Source organism: Maribacter hydrothermalis (genome assembly GCF_001913155.1).
In the GTDB taxonomy this organism is placed as follows: domain Bacteria; phylum Bacteroidota; class Bacteroidia; order Flavobacteriales; family Flavobacteriaceae; genus Maribacter; species Maribacter hydrothermalis.
In genome coordinates, this window is the sequence record NZ_CP018760.1 from 778,474 (window position 1) to 797,522 (window position 19,049).

Here is a 19,049-nt window from a genome sequence, read left to right on the forward strand (position 1 = left end):
TTTTTAGAGTGACAAATATAAACCAATTCTATCAATTCGCTCAAAAGGAAATTCCTCTATTTTTTTTAATTCGTTCAATGAATTGATACTTCCGTTGAGATTACGATAATTTACTATGCCCTCAGCTACGTGTTTTTGAAGATATATCAATTTAGAGAGCTCAGCAGCAGTAGCTGTATTGACATTTATTTTTACAATATTTGGCTTGGTTATCACCTTAAACTGATTCAATGTTCTATAAACCACATCTTCTTCCAATCCATAAACATCGTACAATTGCTCATCTACTAAAAACCCGCCCAACCTATCTCTAAATTTTATTATTCTTGCTGACAACTTTACCCCTATTCCACTAATCTGTTGTAACTCCTCTGCAGTTGTAGCATTTAAATCTTTCCATGTAACTTTCTCTGCAACATCTTTATTAAGGAATGAATTCTTTTTAAAAGCAAAATTATTCTTCTTGTTCTGTGTCCACTCTGGAAATTTAAAATAAGGGGAAATAATACTAAGTAACGAGTCTGAAACTTTTGTAATCTTCTGAAATTCTTCAGCAGAATTCACAAACTCATTGTTATTTCTAAAATTGTGCAACCTATCAATTTCATCAATAGACATTCCTAATGTATACCCTTTAAAATCTGTTATGAAATTTGGATTAAATGGAAATACACGAATAGTATCCATTGTAGAAACCTCACTTTTTAAAGAATCTATCATAGCTTGAGTCTCGCTATCAAAAACTAATGAAGAGGGTTGATTATTTAAGTTAGGTTGATAAATATAATATCCTATTTGAACTATTATTAGAAAAAAACACAAAAAGAAAATCCCACTTCGTTCTTGTTTATTGAACTTAAAGTGGGATTTAAAATTTTTCAAATTCTTATTTTAATGATAAACTTCTTTAATAGCTGATAAATATCTTCCCAAGCTTTTCTTTACTTTAGGAAATAAGATAAGTAAACCAATCATATTTGGAAATACTAACGCCAAAATCATAGCATCAGAAAATTTAATAACCGCATCTAAAGTTGCAGCTGCACCGATAACTACAAATACTAAGAACAATACTTTATATAAAATATCTGCTGTTTTACCTCTTCCAAATAAATACTTCCATGACTGTAAACCATAATATGACCAAGAAATCATAGTTGAAAAAGCAAATAGTATTATTGCAATTGTTAGTACATATCTAAATCCTGGTATTACAGAGTCATACGCCATCGAAGTTAAATCCACACCACCAACATAAGCACCTGTGTCATTCAATAGAACCGTACTCCCTATACCATTACCATATTCAAAGGCACCAGCATCCATGTTAAAGAATATAATTACCAAGGCAGTCATTGTACAAATAACAACAGTATCTATAAAAGGCTCTAATAATGCAACAATACCTTCACTTGCCGGGTATCTTGTTTTAACAGCAGAATGCGCAATTGCAGCAGAACCTGCACCTGCTTCATTTGAGAAAGCCGCTCTTTGAAAACCAACTATAATAACCCCTATTATACCGCCTAGTGCAGCATCTGGCGAAAAAGCTCCAGAAAATATCATTCCAAAGGCATCACCTATATAGTTTATATTAGCAAAAATAATTACTAAAGACGCCAAAACATAAATACCTGCCATAAATGGAACAATCTTCTCAGTAACACTTGCTATTTTTTTAATACCTCCGATAATTACTATACCTACTAAAACAGCAAGTATAACACCGATTATTACACCGGTAGCACCACCCTCTAAATTTAACATTGAGGTTAGTTGCACTGCTGCTTGGTTAGATTGAAATGCATTACCGCCACCAAACGATGCCCCAACACATAATATCGCAAATATACCAGCAAGAATTTTACCTAAAATTTTAAAATTACTTTCGCTTAGACCTTTTGACAAATAATACATTGGCCCACCATAAACTGTCCCGTCTGGACCAACATCTCTATATTTTACACCTAATGTACATTCAACGAATTTTGTAGACATACCTATTAACCCACAAATAATCATCCAAAAAGTAGCTCCAGGACCACCTAAAGCTATTGCAACAGCTACACCAGCAATATTTCCTAAACCCACTGTACCAGAAACTGCAGTTGCTAATGCTTGAAAATGACTTACCTCACCTTCTTCACTTTCATCACGTATGGTATCAGGAATATCACCATCATCAGTCATGTGTAATTGAACCTTCTCTAAACCATACTTTTCAATTTCTTCGTATTTACCGCGAACTACATTAATTGCCAAAGGAAATTTGGAAATACCTGGAAATTTAAAATAGACAGTAAAAAAAGTTGCACCGACAATTAATAATATTAAAACTATTGGAATATTGTATCCTGCAATAGTTACGGGCGTTAAAACCGTTGCTTCCCACCATGTAGCAAATGGCATAAATGCGTCATTTACTTTTTCATCCAATCCTTTTTCTTGTGCAATAGTCAAGAAAGGTATTAACATCGTTAACAGTGTTAGAAGTTTATACTTCATAAGTTTAAAATTTATTTTGAATTAGTTAGTCTAGCAATATCATAAAAATAATGGATGCAATCAAATATAAATGCTATAAAGATGATTATTCTATGTTGAACATTTTATTCAATTTCTTAATTTGCTCAGGTCTGCCTAAAACAATCACCTTACTTTTAGGCTGAAGTTTCATGTCTGCTTCCGGATTTATTATATAATCTCCATTAGGAGAAATGTATCCTATTATTGTACAGCCAGTTTTTCTTCTTAAATCTAAATCTCGTAACGAATTACATTCAATTTGATTGGAAAAATCTTCTATGGCCACTTCTTCAAGATTGGTTGTATTCTCGCCTTCAGTAGAAAGCTTGTCCATAAAAGTTATTAGATCCGGCATTACTACTAATGAGGCCATATGATCACCACCTATTTTATCTGGCATGATCACTTTATTCGCTCCTGCCAAGATTAATTTCTTTTGAGAGTTAACTAATGATGCCCTACTTATAATAAAAAGATTCTTTTTCATTTGCCTGGCGGACAACACAACAAAAAGATTGGCCGCATCATCTGGCAAAGTCGCTATTAAATATAATGCTTTATCAATACCAGCTTCTAACAATACATCATCATCGTTGGCATCGCCTTCAATAAATAAAACATCTTCTTCATAACGTTCTATTACCTCTTTATCTTTCTCTATCACTACGAAAGGTCTTTTATATGCTCTTAGCCTTTCAGCAGCTTGCATACCATTTCGTCCAAAACCACATACAATAACATGCTGATTTAAATTTGCGATTGCATTCTTCATTTTTTTCTTTTTAAGCAGTTCTACGGAATTTCTAGAGAGTAAATATTCGGTTACTATTGATATTGCGAAACCAACTATAAAAACACTAGTTACAATAAGTACAATTGTAAATATTTTACCTTCTGGCCCCATTGGCCTAACCTCTGAAAAACCAACAGTGGTTACTGTAATTATCGTCATATAAAAAGCATCGACCCAAGAATAGTCGGCAACAATTCTATAACCGAGCACACCAAAAGCCAAAACCATTAGCATTAAAGTCAATGCCAAATAAATTTTAGACCTAAATAATTGCATCATATGTTAAAGATCAAAAACTGAATTTCGTTTTGTATAAATCAAATCTTTTATTTTAAGCCAAAAAGCCAAGAACAAATAGAGCGCAAATCCGAAACCTACAGTAACAAAAGTGAGGTAAATGAACGATGTCCTTACCACCCTTGCTCGTATTCCTAATCGCTCTGCTATTCTACCACATACCTCATATCCCCTCTTTTGAAAATAATGTAGTAATTTATAAAATACATTCATAGAGTATAAAATTAGCCTTTTATATTCATTAATGCCCCACCAATTACACAATCTAAACATTTGTCTTTTACACAATATTCATTATACAATTGTATATATGATTGTGAATCTTTTGCATCCTTAATAGAAGCATTCAATTTTCTGAAATTTAATATTATACTGTTATCTTCCTTCTTAACATAACTTAAATCTTGAAATAGCTTTTCGTGATCAAAAGTGCCTTTATAGCTTTGAAAACAGAATTTTAGCGGTATGATCGTATTAATTATTATTAAATCTAAAAAGGAATTTGAAATCCTCTTAATGCTTTTTTTCGATGTTTTCCCAAAGTTAAAATGAGTCTCCCAATATTCACTTGTTCCGACATTAAAAACCTCAGCCATATTAGGATGGTCCTCTTCAATTAGTAAATGAAACAAATTACTATTTGAAGAATAAATTGCACTTAATTGCGCAAGCCGTATTGTAGGGAAATTATGCGGTCTAAGTTTAAAAAAATCAGGTGCTTTAAAAGGTGTATTAAGGCTAAACTTATTTTTTAAAAAAATATACTCTTTTAACAAGCTATCTTGGTAGGCGTCTTTAACTTGGTCGTTTTCCAATAATCTTGCTTGTCCCATAAATAAACTCTCTAAAGCAAGAGGCTTATTTTGTAGCTTCCTAATTATGGGAAAATCTATAGTTTTACCTAATTCTATAAAGTTATCGCCATTTATTTTTGAGCCAAAATTTTTCAAAAGCATTAAAAACAAAACATGCTCCCAATCATTATTTGTATACGACAATAACTGGTTTATAAGTAAAGATTTTTGTTCTAATCTTTCTATAAACAAACGATCTAACCAATTGTTTTTCACAAATTCATTAATCGTATGAAACTCCTTTTCGCAATTTATAAACTTATAGTTTTTTGAATCTAAAAGGGTTTTATAAGTTTTTAAAAGTTCTTCTGAAATATATTCTTTTAATGATAAGGTAGGTATTTGACTGCCGTCTTTTCTAAAAACCGATATATCATCTTCCCAAACGACATGTAATATTACATTGTCATAATTACAATCGTCTTGATGCTTATGAGCATACCAGTCTGAAGATTTTATATGAATTTCAACATTACCCGCCCATAATTGTCCGTTTAATCTAAGCTTTGCATTAAAGAAATCTGGCCCACTTAAATGATTATGAATACCGGTACTTTCTACTTCTATGGTATCGCCTGTCTCCGTTACCAGACCATTAATTGGATATTTTCTATACATCCACATAAAATGAAGTAAATCTTCCCTCATGCTATAAAAGTAAAAAACCCGCTACAAAGCGGGTGTACTTTTTTAAAGAAAATGAATTAAGCAGTTTCTCCCTCCCAATTCATAAAGCCACCTTGAAGGTTAAAAGCATTATCAATTCCCAAGCTATTCATAATTTCGCAAGCTTGGCCACTTCTATTTCCAGACCTGCAATAAACATAATAATTTTTTGACTTGTCTAGTTTTTTAAGTTCTTCAACGAACTCCGTCCCTTTATAAATATCTAAATTAATAGAATTAGGTATTATACCTTCTTCAACTTCTTCTTCTGTTCTTACATCAAGTATTACTGCATTGGAATCTTTTTCTAATTGCTCTTCCCAATCTTGTTGTGATAAATCTGCCATAGTACGCTATATTATTTTGTAAAAATAATCGAATTTTCCTAAATCAGTAAGACATCAAATTTTTAACAAAAAATTAATCATCAAATGTTAGAAGATTGCAATAAATCAAATTACATTTGTATATACAAATATTGTACATACATGAATGTTGAAGAAGTTATAAAAACTAATTTTGAAATACCTATTTATAAGCGTACAATTATTCATATGTCATTGGTTAAAAATAAGATTGACGAAGAAGTAACCTTAAGTCTTAAACCGTATGATATTACTATCCAACAATTTAACGTTCTTAGCATTTTAAGAGGTCAAAAGGGAAATCCTGCAAATCTTTCAACTATTAATGAAAGAATGGTGTCAAAAATGAGTAATACCACACGACTGGTCGATAAATTAATTCTAAAAGGTTTTGTAATTAGAAGTGTATGTAAGCAAAATAGGCGTAAAGTAGAAATATTAATTACTAAAGAAGGTCTACAGATATTAGAAAAAATTGATGGTATACTTTTTGAAACGGAAAAGACAATACTTAAAAATTTTAATGAAACTGAATTGCATGAATTAAATAGATTACTCAATAAATTTTAAATTAAATAACAAATTAAATTAACATTATACAACCCAGCAATTTGATAGTAATAATAAAGTAGGAGTAAAAGATATAGAAACCCATATAAATCAAAATTTTACAAAAGTTATATTTTCAAAAGAACAAATTATCACACATATTTAAATATATACACTAACAATTAAAAATTAAGAAACATGAAAAAATCATTATTAAGTTTAGCATTCGTTGCTATTTTTGGATTTAATGCAACAGCATCGACGCCTATTGATGGGGATAAAAAAGAAATTAAGGCTAGTGAAAGCACCATAACTTGGAAGGGTTATAAAGTTACAGGGTCACACCATGGCTCTATAAATTTAAAATCTGGTCATTTAGAAATGAACGGTAAAAAATTAACTGGTGGTGAATTTGTCGTTGACATGACTTCAATCACCGTTAATGACCTAGAAGCGGGACAAGGAAAAGAAAAATTAGAAGGTCACTTGCAGTCTGCGGATTTTTTTGGTATTGAGAGCAACCCTATTTCTAAATTGGTTTTTACATCGGTAAAGCCTATGAATGAAAATTCATATACCGTTACTGGAGATTTAACTATTAAAGGAATTACCAAACCGGTTACCTTGGTAGTTTCTATGTTTGAAAACAAAGCAACGGCCACTATTAAAATCGATAGAACAAAATTTGATATTAAATATGGTTCTGGAAGCTTCTTTGACAATTTAGGCGATAAAGCTATTTATGATGATTTTGATTTGGTAGTAGATTTAGCACTATAAATTTTTGAGGTTACCTGAACAGGTAAATACACACAATTTTAAATCCCTTTGATATTTTTCTTAGGGATTTTTATTTTTAAAGAACTAAAGTTTGATAGTTTAAATTTCCTTTTTATATTTGAAGCTCAATGAAAAATTTAATCGCAAAAACTTGGTGGTGGAACAACTTACGAAAAACATCGTGAGCAAAGCATCATTGTAGTAAAACTATATAAAGGCTTGTCATCACGACAAGCCTTCTTTATTTTTTAAAAGTAGCTATGACCTATCCATTTAAAACATATCATAAAAAAATTCTTGCCGATACCATAACCCCGGTAAGTGTTTATTTGAAAATAAGAGATCGTTTTCCTAATAGTATTTTATTAGAAAGTAGCGATTATCACGCTAACGATAACAGCTTCTCCTATATATGTTGCAATCCCATTGCCTCTATTAAGGCTGAAAACGAAATTATTATAAAACAATTTCCAGATGGCGTTACCGAAGAAATTCAAATTACTCCAAAAACAGATGTTGTAGCTATTATAGATGCTTTCAGTAAAACCTTTAAGGCAGATACGAATGATTATAAATTCATTAACAACGGGTTGTTCGGCTATATGGCTTACGACGCCGTTCGTTATTTTGAAGATGTTGATCTATCTGTTAAGGATGACTCTATTCATATTCCAGATATTTACTATGCCGTGTATCAAAATATCATAGCCATAAATCACTTTAAGAATGAGGCCTACCTTTTTGCACATTGTCATGAAACAGAAAATAACATTCCGGAGTTAGAACAACTTTTAAATATTAGAAATTTTGCCACCTATAATTTTAAAATAGAAGGTGAAAGACAATCTAATTTAGAAGATGAAGAATATAGAGCGCACGTTGCTTTAGCTAAAAAGCATTGTCAACGTGGCGATGTATTTCAGCTAGTTTTAAGCCGTCGCTTTTCTCAAGGTTTTAAAGGTGATGAGTTTAATGTGTATAGAGCTTTACGTTCTGTAAATCCATCTCCATATTTATTCTATTTCGATTATGGCGATTTTAAGATTTTTGGTAGTTCTCCAGAAGCACAACTGATCGTTAGCGAAGGTAAGGCTGAAATTCACCCTATTGCCGGTACGTTCAAAAGAACCGGAAACGATGAACAAGATGCGCAACTTGCCAAAGAATTAAAGACCGACGATAAGGAAAACAGTGAGCACGTAATGTTAGTAGATCTTGCCCGTAACGACCTTAGTAGAAATGGTAATGTGGTCAAAGTTGAAAACTATAGAGAAGTACAATTTTTCTCTCATGTAATTCACCTCGTATCTAAGGTTACCGGAATGAAAAAAAGTGATATACCTACCATGAAAGTGGTAGCTGATACTTTTCCTGCCGGTACATTAAGTGGCGCGCCTAAACATATGGCAATGCAGCTTATTGAAAAATATGAAAAAACGAGTCGCGGATATTACGGTGGTGCCATCGGGTTCATGGATTTCTCAGGAAATTTTAACCATGCTATCATGATCAGAACTTTTTTAAGTAAAAATCATAAACTACATTATCAGGCTGGCGCCGGATTGGTCGCCGCATCAAACCCTGAAAGCGAACTACAAGAAACATATAACAAACTAGGCGCTTTGACCAAGGCTTTGGAAATAGCTGAAGACATATAAAAAGCCTCCCCAACCCCTCCAAAGGAGGGGCTTTAAAATGATATTATGAGTAAAAATATAAAAATTAAAGAGCAACAAAATTCCTCCCCTTTGGGGAGGTTAGGTGGAGCTACCGTTTTAGTTATAGATAATTACGATAGTTTCACTTATAATCTAGTGCATTATTTAGAGGAATTAGGTTGTGAGGTTATTGTAAAACGTAATGACCAACTTACGCTAGAAGAGGTTGATGCTTTCGATAAAATTGTACTTTCTCCAGGTCCTGGTATTCCTGATGAAGCGGGATTATTGAAACAAATCATCGAAAAATACGCACCTACCAAAAGTGTATTCGGTGTATGTTTAGGGCAACAGGCTATTGCCGAAGTTTTTGGTGGCTCGCTAATTAACTTAGATGAAGTGTACCACGGTATTGCAACTAAAATAAAAATTACAAAAGAGGATGTTATTTTTGAAGGATTACCTAAAGAAATTGAAGTAGGCAGATACCATTCTTGGGTAGTGAATCCTGATTTACCAGAAGTTTTAGAAGCTACTTCTTTAGATGAAAACGGACAAATTATGTCGCTTCGTCATAAAACTTACGATGTTCGAGCAGTACAATTTCACCCAGAATCAGTGCTTACTCCACAAGGAAAAAAGATGCTAGAGAATTGGTTACGCCCCCTAGCCCCCAAAGGGGGAAACTAAATGAAAAGATGAAAATTAAAACGAATAAAAATAAATAAGGAGACCTTTATTCCTCCCCTTTGAGGAGGTTAGGTGGGGCCTATGAAAGAGACATTAAATAAACTTATAAATCACGAAATACTTTCCAAAGAAGATGCAAAACGCATTTTGGTAAATATTGCAAAAGGTGATTACAATACAAGTCAGATTGCGGCATTTTTAACCGTTTATATGATGCGTAGTATTACTATTGAAGAACTTGAAGGATTTAGAGATGCCCTGCTGGATTTGTGTTTAGCAGTAGATTTATCAGCTTATAACCCTATTGATCTTTGCGGTACTGGTGGTGATGGCAAAGATACATTCAATATTTCTACCCTAGCTTCTTTTGTTACCGCTGGTGCGGGAGTAAAAGTTACAAAACATGGTAACTACGGAGTATCTTCTAAATGTGGTAGTAGCAATGTCATGGAATTTCTAGGGATAAAGTTCAGTAACGACGCTGGCTTCCTAGAAAAATGTATTGATGAAGCAGGTATTTGTGTTTTACACGCTCCCCTATTTCACCCTGCTATGAAAAATGTGGCTCCTATTCGTAAAGATTTGGCGGTTAAAACTTTCTTTAACATGTTAGGTCCTATGGTGAATCCTGCTTTTCCAAAAAACCAAATGGTGGGTGTTTTCAATTTAGAATTAGCTCGTATGTATGGCTATCTTTATCAGAAAACCGATAAGAATTTTACCGTGCTACATGCTTTAGATGGTTATGATGAGATTTCTTTAACCGGAAGCACTAAAACTATTTCTAACTACACGGAAAGCATGCTAAAACCATCTGATTTTGGTGTGAAGCAAATTAAACAAAGTGATATTGTTGGTGGAGATTCTATTGATACTTCTGCTCAAATTTTCCTTAATGTTTTACAAGGTAGAGGTACCGAACCACAGAATAATGTGGTTTGTGCTAATGCAGGTATTGCAATTGCAACAGTAAATAACCTAACACCTCTAGAAGGTTTTGAAAAAGCCAAAGAGTCTTTGTTAGGCGGACACGGATTAGCTGCTTTAAAGAAAATACAGGAACTAAGTAGAAATTAAAAAGATTGCTTTTTACCTTGTAAAGACGAGGGTATAAAGAATAAATGATGTATGAATATTCTAGATAAAATAGTAGCCGATAAACGTAAAGAGGTGGAGTTGAAAAAATCGATTATTCCGGTTTCTCAATATGAGACTTCTGTACTTTTCGAGAGAGAAACGAACTCTTTGGCTCAGGCACTTAAACTTAGTGATACAGGCATTATAGCTGAATTTAAACGTAGGTCTCCGTCCAAAGAAAGTATTAACCAAAATGCAAATGTTGGGCAGGTTGCTAAAGGTTATGAGAATGCCGGAGTTTGTGGTATGAGTGTACTTACCGATATTAAATATTTTGGCGGGTCAATTGAAGATTTAGTTTTAGCACGTGCATCGGTAAAACTTCCGTTGCTACGTAAAGAGTTTATCATTAGTGAATATCAAATAATAGAGGCTAAAGCACATGGTGCCGATGTTATTTTGCTCATCGCAGCAATACTAACAAAGCAAGAAATCAAAACATTTTCTGAATTTGCCAAAAGCCTAGGCTTAGACGTATTGTTAGAGGTACATAATGAAGCTGAACTTCACAAATCTATTATGCCAAGTTTAGATATGCTAGGTGTAAACAATAGAAACTTAAAGACTTTTGAGGTTAGTTTAGACACTAGTAAATCTTTATCAAAACTGATTCCAGATGATTTTGTAAAGGTATCTGAAAGCGGAATAAGTTCTGTTGATGCTATCAAAGAATTAAAGCCTTTTGGATACCAAGGTTTCTTAATCGGAGAGAATTTTATGAAGACTGATAACCCTGGTAAAAGTGCTATTGAATTCATTAAAAATTTGAAGAACTAATGAAACTAAAGATTTGTGGAATGAAACTGAATACTGCTGAAGTTGCACAATTGCGACCAGACTATTTAGGCTTTATTTTCTGGGAACCTTCTTCTCGTTTTTTTGAAGGTGAAATTCCCGAACTTCCACATACGATAAATAAAGTCGGAGTTTTTGTTGATGCTGAGCTTGATTATGTTATTGATTTGGTAAGCAAACATCAATTACAAGGCTTACAATTACATGGTCATGAAACGCCGGAATACTGCATTAAAATTGCAGCTGAATTAAAGAAATTGAATCAGAAAGTAGATATTATTAAAGTCTTTTCCATAAAAGAAGAATTTGACTTTGAAGAATTGAAACCTTATGAAAATGTATGCGACTATTTTCTTTTTGATACTAAGGGAAAATTACCTGGTGGTAATGGTTACACCTTTAATTGGCCCGTTTTAAAAAATTACCCTTCTACCAAACCTTTCTTTTTAAGCGGAGGTATTGGCCTTAACAATCTTGATAAAATTAACGAATTTGCAAAAACACCTGAGTCTAAATACTGCTATGCCATTGACGTTAACAGTAAGTTTGAAGTAGAACCAGGTTTAAAAAATATTGAAGAATTACAAAAGTTTAAAGAAGCGCTATGAATTATAATGCTGACGAAAAAGGTTACTACGGTGAATTTGGCGGTGCCTTTATACCCGAAATGTTGTACCCAAATGTAGAAGAACTACGACAAAACTATATAAAACTAATGTATGAAGATTCTTTTCAGAAAGAATTCAATCAGCTTTTAAAAGACTACGTAGGTCGACCTTCTCCCCTATATTTTGCCAAACGCCTTTCTGAAAAGCACGGCTGTAAAATATATCTAAAAAGAGAAGACCTTAACCATACAGGTGCACACAAAGTAAATAACACCATTGGTCAAATTCTAATGGCTCGAAAACTAGGTAAGACTAGAATTATTGCCGAAACCGGTGCTGGTCAGCATGGTGTGGCTACTGCTACCGTTTGTGCATTAATGGGCATGGAATGTATCGTTTACATGGGTGAAATTGATATTGCACGTCAAGCTCCGAATGTTGCCCGTATGAAAATGTTAGGTGCTGAAGTACGACCGGCAAAATCTGGTAGTAGAACACTAAAAGATGCTACCAATGAAGCCATAAGAGATTGGATCAATAACCCCGTAGACACCCATTACATTATTGGTTCTGCTATTGGTCCGCATCCTTATCCAGATATGGTAACACGTTTTCAATCTGTAATTTCCGAAGAAATAAAATGGCAGTTAAAAGAGAAAGAAGGTCGTGAAAATCCTGATTATGTGGTGGCTTGTATTGGTGGCGGTAGTAATGCCGCTGGTACTTATTATCATTTCTTAGACCAACCTGAAGTTGGTATTATTGCCGTTGAAGCAGCTGGTAAAGGAGTAAATTCCGGTGAGAGTGCCGCAACATCTGCACTTGGTAAAGTTGGTATTATTCACGGTTGTAAAACCATGTTGATGCAAACTTCTGACGGTCAAATTACTGAACCGTACTCCATTTCTGCTGGTTTAGATTATCCTGGCGTAGGTCCTATGCATTCGCATCTCTACAAATCTGGTCGTGCCGAATTTTATTCTGCTACCGACGATGAAGCTATGGCTGCAGGTTTAGAACTATCACAACTAGAAGGTATTATACCCGCGATTGAAACAGGACATGCTTTTGCAATTTTTGAGCATAAAAAATTCAAGAAAGATGATATAGTAGTCATTAGCCTTTCTGGTCGCGGAGATAAAGATTTGAATACATATATTGATTATTTTAAGCTAGCATAGTACTATTATGAGCAATAGAATTATAACAAGATTACAAGAAGATAAAAAGCTTCTTTCTATATATTTTACAGCTGGATATCCTGCATTGAACGATACCGTTCAAATCATACAAGATTTGGAAAAGAACGGTGTCGATATGATTGAAATAGGATTACCATTTAGTGACCCTCTTGCTGACGGACCAACAATTCAAGTGAGTTCTACCGCTGCTTTAAAAAATGGAATGACGACCGAAATACTTTTTAACCAATTAAAAGATATTCGCAAAACAGTTTCTATTCCATTGATTATCATGGGATATTTCAACCCAATGCTACAATATGGTGTTGAGTCTTTCTGTAAAAAATGTCAAGAAATTGGTATTGACGGACTCATTTTACCTGATCTTCCGTTAGATGTATACCAGGAAGAGTACGAGGCTATTTTTAAGAAATACGGGCTCTTGAATGTATTTTTAATTACGCCGCAAACTAGCGATGCACGTATTCGTCAAATTGACGATGCTTCTAATGGATTTATCTATATGGTGAGTTCCGCTAGTGTAACCGGTTCAAAATCGGGCTTTGGTCAAGAACAAGAAAGTTATTTTGAACGTATAGCCGCAATGAATTTGAACACTCCACAAATAGTAGGTTTCGGTATCAAAGACGAAGAGACTTTTAAACAGGCAACAAAAACAGCTAAAGGCGCTATAATAGGCTCTGCTTTTATTAAGTATTTAACAAGCGAAGGAACTACCAAAACTGCTGATTTCATTAAGCAAATACGTTAATATGAAAGAATTCATAAATAATTGGAAACTAACACTCCTGTTATGCCTAACCATAGGAATGGCTCCATTTTTCCCTGAGCCTCATATTTGGGGTAAATTAAAATGGATTTTAGGTGGAGGTAAAGGAATGCAATTTATGGATTGGTTTGATGTATTACTACACGGCTTCCCTTTTATTCTCCTTATTAGAATAATTTTGATAAAATTATTTAAAAACAAAAACCATTAATAACTTTTACTTTTATAAACTTATTTCTTTATTTACATACTTTCATGTAATAATTAGTTTTAATAAAAACTGTCTTGAAAGTTAACTACAAAATCACACATTATCAGATATTTAGCTGTAGGATTTTATACACATAATTAGGTTCTGAAGCTTCATCACCAATTAAATTGGATGTTAATCGAGTAAATATTTGCCATTACAACTACAATTTTATTTTTATCAGGTTAAACCTAGCCAAGAATGAAAATAAAACTACCACTAATTAACTCAAAAAAAATTGCTTTAGCTATTATCTCTTTATCACTTTTAAGTGCCATACCCTATTTTGCAGGTTCAGGGCTAGATAATCCAGAACCTATAGGTGCATTTTTAAATGGTTCATTTCCTGATAAATCTAATGCTAGCGACCCATACATAAGTGTTTTTCCGAACATTAAGTTTAATTCTCCTTTAACATTTACTCCAATTCCCAATACAAATACTTTAGTTGTTGGGCAACGCGATGGTAAAATATATTGGTTTGAAAATAACAACAATGTTACAAGCAAAAATTTGTTGGTAGATTTATCCAGTGAAGTAGGAGTTGTTTGGGATGGCGGTTTTTTAGGCCTTTCAATTCATCCTGAATTTGGTACTCCTGGTAAAAACTACATCTATCTATATTACACCACAAAAGATGGTCAAGGGCGTGATTACCCGAATAGTTTTTTAAGTGGGTTTGGCTGTGCCAGAGAAGATTATTGGGGAGGATTTTTAAAACTAAAAAGAATTGAAGTAAACCCAAACAACCTTACTGTTGTACCGAATAGCGATTTAGAAATGATTAAAATGCGCATGTTCAGTTCAACTCATAGAGGTGGTGGCATGGCTTTTGGAAATGATGGCTTTTTGTATATTCCAACAGGAGATCAATCTGCATACAGTAAACCTCAAATAACAACCACCAATTTAGATGGCGGTGTTCTTAGAATAGATGTAGATCAAAACCCTGCTAAAAGCCATTCTCCAATACGTAAAATGCCACAAGGTGGCCGTTTCTCAGATGAAATTTCTGGTGTTGGTTATGGCATTCCTAATGACAATCCATTTTTAAGTCCAAATGGAAGTCGCTTTGAAGAATACTATACGGTTGGTCATAGAAATCCGCATCGAATGACGAAAGACCGACTTACAGGCACTTTTTATATAGGTGAAATTGGAGAAGGTACCCATGAAGAAATAAATGTCATAAAGCCTGGTAAAAATTATGGTTGGCCTGTTTATGAAGGCTACAATAACAGAGGAACTTCATGCGTAAATTTATTAGATGGCATGCCTCACGAAGGTCCTTTAGTGGCATTTCCAAGGTCGGACGCAAATGCGCTTATTGGCGGATATGTTTATAGAGGTACAGCGATGCCAGATTATTATGGAAAATATATATGTGCAGATTATGGTGTAGGTGAAGAAATTTGGGCTGTAGACACCGTTACTGGTGAATATGAAACTATAACCCAATTTTCACCAACAAATATTATATCTTTTGGTGAAGACAATAACGGCGAGCTTTTTCTATTAAGCCAAGGAAATAATGTCTCACTTTATAAATTAAGACAAGAAGGAGAACTTGAAGGAAGTTTGCCTTCACTCTTATCTGAAACTGGCGCATTTTCAGATCTACAAACATTAGAACCAAACCAAGGTGTTCTTCCTTACGAATTAATTGAATCTTTTTGGTCAGATGGTGCAGAAAAAAAACGTTGGATGTCGATTCCCAATAATGGAACTCACAATACTTCATCTGAGCAAATTTTATTTTCAGAAGATGGAGATTGGCAATTCCCTACAGGGTCCGTATTGATTAAACATTTTGAACTTCCTATTAATGAAAACAACCCAGCAATAACCAAACGTTTAGAAACCAGGTTTTCCATAAAAGCAAGTACAGGATCATTTTATTTTGCAACTTACAAATGGAACGATGCACAGACTGATGCCGTTTTATTAGCTTCGGGTTTAGATGAAAATATTACAATAACTAAAGCAGATGGTAGCACAACCATACAAAAATGGAACTACCCATCTAATCAAGATTGTATCTCATGTCATAATCCAGAAACAGGTGGCGCATTAGGCACGAACACCCGTTATTTAAATAGCGATTATACGTATGAGAAAACAGGAAGAACCGCTAACCAATTAGTTACGCTAAGTCATTTAGGTGTTTTAAATGAAACTATTAGCGATGCAGCTACAAATAATTTTCAAACGTATAAAGTAATAAATGATCCTTCTGCAACAATTGAAGAAAAAGCAAGATCTTATATGGATTTAAATTGTGCCTACTGCCACAGACCAGGTGCTACAGGAGACCGTGCTCAATTTGACCTTAGACTGTTTAATAGCTTACAACAAACCGGACTATTAGATGCGGGTACAAACACCCCAATTGGTATTCCTGGCGAAAAAATTCTTGAACCCGGCCATGCTGATAAATCTATTTTATATCATAGAACTAGTTCGACAGACCCTAGTATTATGATGCCTCCAATCTCTAAAAACAAGGTTGATGAAAAAGCTGTAAAGCTAATTGAAGATTGGATAAACCAAATGGATCCGGATCCATGTGCCAACCGCATTATTATGGAAACGTTCAATAATGTAACCGGAACAACGATTGCTGAATTAAAAAATAATGGAAATTATCCTGAAAATCCTAGTAACAGTAAACAATTAAATAGTTTTAGTATTCCTGTAAATGTTGCGGATAATTATGGGGCACGGGTAAAAGGAATTCTCCAAGCACCAGAAACAGGAACGTACTATTTTTGGGTTAGTGGTGATGATAACGTAGAATTAAACTTAAGCACCGACGACAACTTTGAAAATAAAACAAGAATTGCATATCATAATAATTGGTCAAACTTTTCTGAATGGAACAAGTATGCTACGCAAAAATCATCGGGAATTAATTTAGTGGCAGGAGAAAATTACTATATAGAAGCTTTAATGAATGAAGCAGGTGGTGGTGATAATCTTTCAGTGGCATGGCGAAAACCAAGTAACGGTAATGGTGCAAGTCCAGTAGAAATTCTTCCTTGCTCAGCTTTTGTTGATATAAATACGCCAAATCTAATAGCTGTTACCAACGTTTCCGTTTCGCCTAATACTGCGGTATTAACTGAAGGTGAAACTATTAATCTTACTAAAACCATTACTCCTATAAACGCAAGTGATATCAGCGTTACTTGGCAATCAACTAATGTAAATATTGCTACAGTAAGTTCTGAAGGACTGGTAACTGCAAATAGTGAAGGTGTTGCTACAATAAACGTAATTACCAATGATGGCCAATTTACTGCCACCTCAACTATAACTGTGGAAAGGGCTCTAATTCCTGTTACTGGAATTTCGCTTTCTGAGGAAACACTAAACCTTAATGAAGGAGAATCAAGAATTGTAACGGCTACCGTTACTCCCCAAAATGCAGATAACAAAGCAATAAATTGGACTTCAAGCAATATAAATATTGTACAAGTAGATACTAACGGGAATGTAACGGCAATATCATCTGGCGACGCTATAGTTACAGCAACAACCGTTGATGGAAGCTTTACCGCATCGGTATTTATATCCGTAATTGTAGCTCCCGAGGTTGAAGTGCTAATTGCACCTAACCCTGCAGATTACGTTGTATATGTTTATTTCGGTTCTACTACTTCTTTGAATATTACAACCTTAAATATTTACAATAGCAATAACAGTATCGTTAAAACATTTAATAACCCCAACGCCGTTTTAGATGGGGAAAATTATAGATTAGTAATAAGCGACTTACCTGTAGGCGATTATGTTGTTGAAGGTATTAGTGACTTTGGTAGCCATCAAATTGATTTTACTATTCAAAGAGAAGTTGTAGCTGTTACAGGTTTAAATCTTGATGTTTCAGAAGCTTCCGTACAAATAGCTACAATTAAAACTCTAAATGCTTCAATAATTCCAAGTAACGCCAGCAACCAAACATTGTTTTGGAACTCTAGCAATAATTCTATTGCCACCGTTGATGTATTTGGTAATGTAAGCGGTATTTCTGAAGGGACCGCCCTTATTACTGCAACCACTGAAGATGGTGGTTTTACTGCAAGTGCTACGATAACGGTAGGCACCGAGCCAATATCTGACGTTGTTATGTTAATGGCTCCCAACCCAGCAGATTATGTTGTTTATGTTTTCTTTGATTCTCCAAGTCAATTAAATATCAACACCTTAAACATTTATAACGCGAGTAATACCTTAGTAAAAACTTTTAATAACCCTTCATCTGTTTTGGTCGAAGGTGATAATTACAGATTACTAATTAATGACCTACCGGTAGGTGTTTATACTGTTGAAGGGGTTAGTGATACGGGTACATACCAAAAACAACTAATTATAAGTAGAAATATTATTTCGGTAACAGGCATGTCGCTAGATATTTCTTCTGCTTCGATGATTGTAGGAGAACAGTTGACTATTCCTGTTTCTATAACTCCTAATGATGCTACAAATAAAACTATTAATTGGGTTAGCAGTGATCCTACAATTGCAACTGTTAATTCTTCTGGAACTGTTACTGCTGTTTCCACAGGTGAAGTACTTATAACAGCTACCACTGTAGATGGGAATTACGAAGACACGGCTACTATTTCAGTTGATTCAATTATTATGCTTATTGCTCCTAACCCGGCAACATTTGTATTTTATGTGTACTTCTATTCGCCTAACCCAATGAATGTAACCACTATAAATATTTATGACACTATGGGTAGGTTAGTTAAAACTTTTGCTAACCCGTCTAATTACTTGGTAGAAGGAAATAATTATAGATTGCTTGTTAATGACTTGCCTTCTGGATACTATTTTATTGAAGGTATAACTACTATTGGAAGTTTCCAAAAACAGGTAATTATCGAATAAAAAAATGTAAAATTTATAGGTAAAAAGGTTGCTAATTATAGCAGCCTTTTTTTGTGTATAATTACTCCAAATTCTAGGTAACTAACTGACTTTGTTTCATTAACAAAATTTCAAATTAGGCAGCGTTACAATTAAAGATCTCTATAAATTAATAATGCCTTAAACCTTAACAAAGGTAGAACGCTTATTAAGATTTAATTCACATCATTTTACT

At 33.9% G+C, this 19,049-nt stretch carries 17 protein-coding genes; 11 read left to right on the top strand and 6 right to left on the bottom strand.

Features of this window, described 5'->3' with window-relative positions; genetic code table 11:
* Positions 1-3: 3 nt before the first annotated feature.
* The 6 genes from BTR34_RS03385 to BTR34_RS03410 form a co-directional block, all read right to left on the bottom strand.
* Positions 4-720: a ComEA family DNA-binding protein gene (locus BTR34_RS03385; protein ID WP_235843192.1), complete on the bottom strand. Its 717-nt coding sequence runs from the start codon at positions 718-720 to the stop codon at positions 4-6.
* A gap of 171 nt (positions 721-891) precedes the next feature.
* Entirely contained in the window at positions 892-2,505 is a 1,614-nt protein-coding gene (locus tag BTR34_RS03390; RefSeq protein WP_068484286.1) for an alanine/glycine:cation symporter family protein, read from the bottom strand.
* Positions 2,506-2,590: 85 nt separating this feature from the next.
* Positions 2,591-3,598 (bottom strand): potassium channel family protein, encoded by a 1,008-nt coding sequence (locus tag BTR34_RS03395; RefSeq protein WP_068484288.1) that lies wholly within the window; start codon positions 3,596-3,598, stop codon positions 2,591-2,593.
* 3 nt (positions 3,599-3,601) lie between these two features.
* Positions 3,602-3,829 (bottom strand): PspC domain-containing protein, encoded by a 228-nt coding sequence (locus BTR34_RS19040; protein WP_068484289.1) that lies wholly within the window; start codon positions 3,827-3,829, stop codon positions 3,602-3,604.
* Positions 3,830-3,840: 11 nt separating this feature from the next.
* Positions 3,841-5,118, bottom strand: a complete 1,278-nt coding sequence (locus BTR34_RS03405) for a DUF2851 family protein (RefSeq protein WP_068484292.1) — start codon at positions 5,116-5,118, stop codon at positions 3,841-3,843.
* A 56-nt stretch (positions 5,119-5,174) separates the two neighbouring features.
* Entirely contained in the window at positions 5,175-5,483 is a 309-nt protein-coding gene (locus tag BTR34_RS03410) for a rhodanese-like domain-containing protein (protein ID WP_068484294.1), read from the bottom strand.
* A gap of 141 nt (positions 5,484-5,624) precedes the next feature.
* Here BTR34_RS03410 and BTR34_RS03415 point away from each other — a divergent pair, with 141 nt between their 5' ends.
* The 11 genes from BTR34_RS03415 to BTR34_RS03465 all read left to right on the top strand — a co-directional run bounded on the left by BTR34_RS03415 (position 5,625) and on the right by BTR34_RS03465 (position 18,835).
* Positions 5,625-6,071, top strand: coding sequence for a MarR family winged helix-turn-helix transcriptional regulator (locus BTR34_RS03415; RefSeq protein WP_068484296.1), 447 nt, complete (start codon positions 5,625-5,627; stop codon positions 6,069-6,071).
* A gap of 177 nt (positions 6,072-6,248) precedes the next feature.
* On the top strand, positions 6,249-6,830 hold the full coding sequence (locus tag BTR34_RS03420; protein WP_068484298.1) for a YceI family protein: 582 nt from the start codon (positions 6,249-6,251) through the stop codon (positions 6,828-6,830).
* 260 nt (positions 6,831-7,090) lie between these two features.
* The gene (locus tag BTR34_RS03425) at positions 7,091-8,488 is read left to right on the top strand and encodes an anthranilate synthase component I family protein (protein ID WP_068484300.1); all 1,398 of its coding nucleotides are present in this window, start codon (positions 7,091-7,093) and stop codon (positions 8,486-8,488) included.
* Between the two features lie 45 nt (positions 8,489-8,533).
* Positions 8,534-9,178 (top strand): anthranilate synthase component II, encoded by a 645-nt coding sequence (locus BTR34_RS03430; protein ID WP_082960153.1) that lies wholly within the window; start codon positions 8,534-8,536, stop codon positions 9,176-9,178.
* Positions 9,179-9,259: 81 nt separating this feature from the next.
* Positions 9,260-10,255 (top strand): anthranilate phosphoribosyltransferase, encoded by a 996-nt coding sequence (gene trpD, locus BTR34_RS03435; RefSeq protein ID WP_068484302.1) that lies wholly within the window; start codon positions 9,260-9,262, stop codon positions 10,253-10,255.
* A 51-nt stretch (positions 10,256-10,306) separates the two neighbouring features.
* The gene (trpC, locus tag BTR34_RS03440) at positions 10,307-11,092 is read left to right on the top strand and encodes an indole-3-glycerol phosphate synthase TrpC (RefSeq protein ID WP_068484304.1); all 786 of its coding nucleotides are present in this window, start codon (positions 10,307-10,309) and stop codon (positions 11,090-11,092) included.
* Positions 11,092-11,718, top strand: a complete 627-nt coding sequence (locus BTR34_RS03445; protein ID WP_068484306.1) for a phosphoribosylanthranilate isomerase — start codon at positions 11,092-11,094, stop codon at positions 11,716-11,718. The genes trpC and BTR34_RS03445 overlap by 1 nt, the downstream gene beginning before the upstream one ends.
* Entirely contained in the window at positions 11,715-12,899 is a 1,185-nt protein-coding gene (gene trpB / locus BTR34_RS03450) for a tryptophan synthase subunit beta (protein ID WP_068484309.1), read from the top strand. Before BTR34_RS03445 ends, trpB begins: the two co-directional genes overlap by 4 nt.
* 7 nt (positions 12,900-12,906) lie before the next feature.
* Entirely contained in the window at positions 12,907-13,671 is a 765-nt protein-coding gene (gene trpA / locus BTR34_RS03455) for a tryptophan synthase subunit alpha (protein ID WP_068484312.1), read from the top strand.
* Position 13,672: 1 nt separating this feature from the next.
* A complete protein-coding gene (locus BTR34_RS03460) occupies positions 13,673-13,900 on the top strand; it encodes a hypothetical protein (RefSeq protein WP_068484314.1) in 228 nt (75 codons plus the stop codon).
* A gap of 240 nt (positions 13,901-14,140) precedes the next feature.
* Positions 14,141-18,835 (top strand): Ig-like domain-containing protein, encoded by a 4,695-nt coding sequence (locus tag BTR34_RS03465; RefSeq protein ID WP_068484316.1) that lies wholly within the window; start codon positions 14,141-14,143, stop codon positions 18,833-18,835.
* Positions 18,836-19,049 lie beyond the last annotated feature (214 nt).

What these genes read in the sequence shown, in the direction of transcription:
- BTR34_RS03415 (WP_068484296.1), top strand. Translation starts at nt 5,625, where the DNA reads ATGAATGTTGAAGAAGTTATAAAAACTAATTTTGAAATACCTATTTAT.
- trpB (WP_068484309.1), top strand. Translation starts at nt 11,715, where the DNA reads ATGAATTATAATGCTGACGAAAAAGGTTACTACGGTGAATTTGGCGGT.
- trpA (WP_068484312.1), top strand. Translation starts at nt 12,907, where the DNA reads ATGAGCAATAGAATTATAACAAGATTACAAGAAGATAAAAAGCTTCTT.
- BTR34_RS03425 (WP_068484300.1), top strand. Translation starts at nt 7,091, where the DNA reads ATGACCTATCCATTTAAAACATATCATAAAAAAATTCTTGCCGATACC.
- BTR34_RS03390 (WP_068484286.1), bottom strand. Translation starts at nt 2,505, where the DNA reads ATGAAGTATAAACTTCTAACACTGTTAACGATGTTAATACCTTTCTTG.
- BTR34_RS03385 (WP_235843192.1), bottom strand. Translation starts at nt 720, where the DNA reads ATGATAGATTCTTTAAAAAGTGAGGTTTCTACAATGGATACTATTCGT.
- BTR34_RS03445 (WP_068484306.1), top strand. Translation starts at nt 11,092, where the DNA reads ATGAAACTAAAGATTTGTGGAATGAAACTGAATACTGCTGAAGTTGCA.
- BTR34_RS03405 (WP_068484292.1), bottom strand. Translation starts at nt 5,118, where the DNA reads ATGAGGGAAGATTTACTTCATTTTATGTGGATGTATAGAAAATATCCA.
- BTR34_RS03460 (WP_068484314.1), top strand. Translation starts at nt 13,673, where the DNA reads ATGAAAGAATTCATAAATAATTGGAAACTAACACTCCTGTTATGCCTA.
- BTR34_RS03410 (WP_068484294.1), bottom strand. Translation starts at nt 5,483, where the DNA reads ATGGCAGATTTATCACAACAAGATTGGGAAGAGCAATTAGAAAAAGAT.
- trpD (WP_068484302.1), top strand. Translation starts at nt 9,260, where the DNA reads ATGAAAGAGACATTAAATAAACTTATAAATCACGAAATACTTTCCAAA.
- trpC (WP_068484304.1), top strand. Translation starts at nt 10,307, where the DNA reads ATGAATATTCTAGATAAAATAGTAGCCGATAAACGTAAAGAGGTGGAG.
- BTR34_RS19040 (WP_068484289.1), bottom strand. Translation starts at nt 3,829, where the DNA reads ATGAATGTATTTTATAAATTACTACATTATTTTCAAAAGAGGGGATAT.
- BTR34_RS03430 (WP_082960153.1), top strand. Translation starts at nt 8,534, where the DNA reads ATGAGTAAAAATATAAAAATTAAAGAGCAACAAAATTCCTCCCCTTTG.
- BTR34_RS03395 (WP_068484288.1), bottom strand. Translation starts at nt 3,598, where the DNA reads ATGATGCAATTATTTAGGTCTAAAATTTATTTGGCATTGACTTTAATG.
- BTR34_RS03420 (WP_068484298.1), top strand. Translation starts at nt 6,249, where the DNA reads ATGAAAAAATCATTATTAAGTTTAGCATTCGTTGCTATTTTTGGATTT.
- BTR34_RS03465 (WP_068484316.1), top strand. Translation starts at nt 14,141, where the DNA reads ATGAAAATAAAACTACCACTAATTAACTCAAAAAAAATTGCTTTAGCT.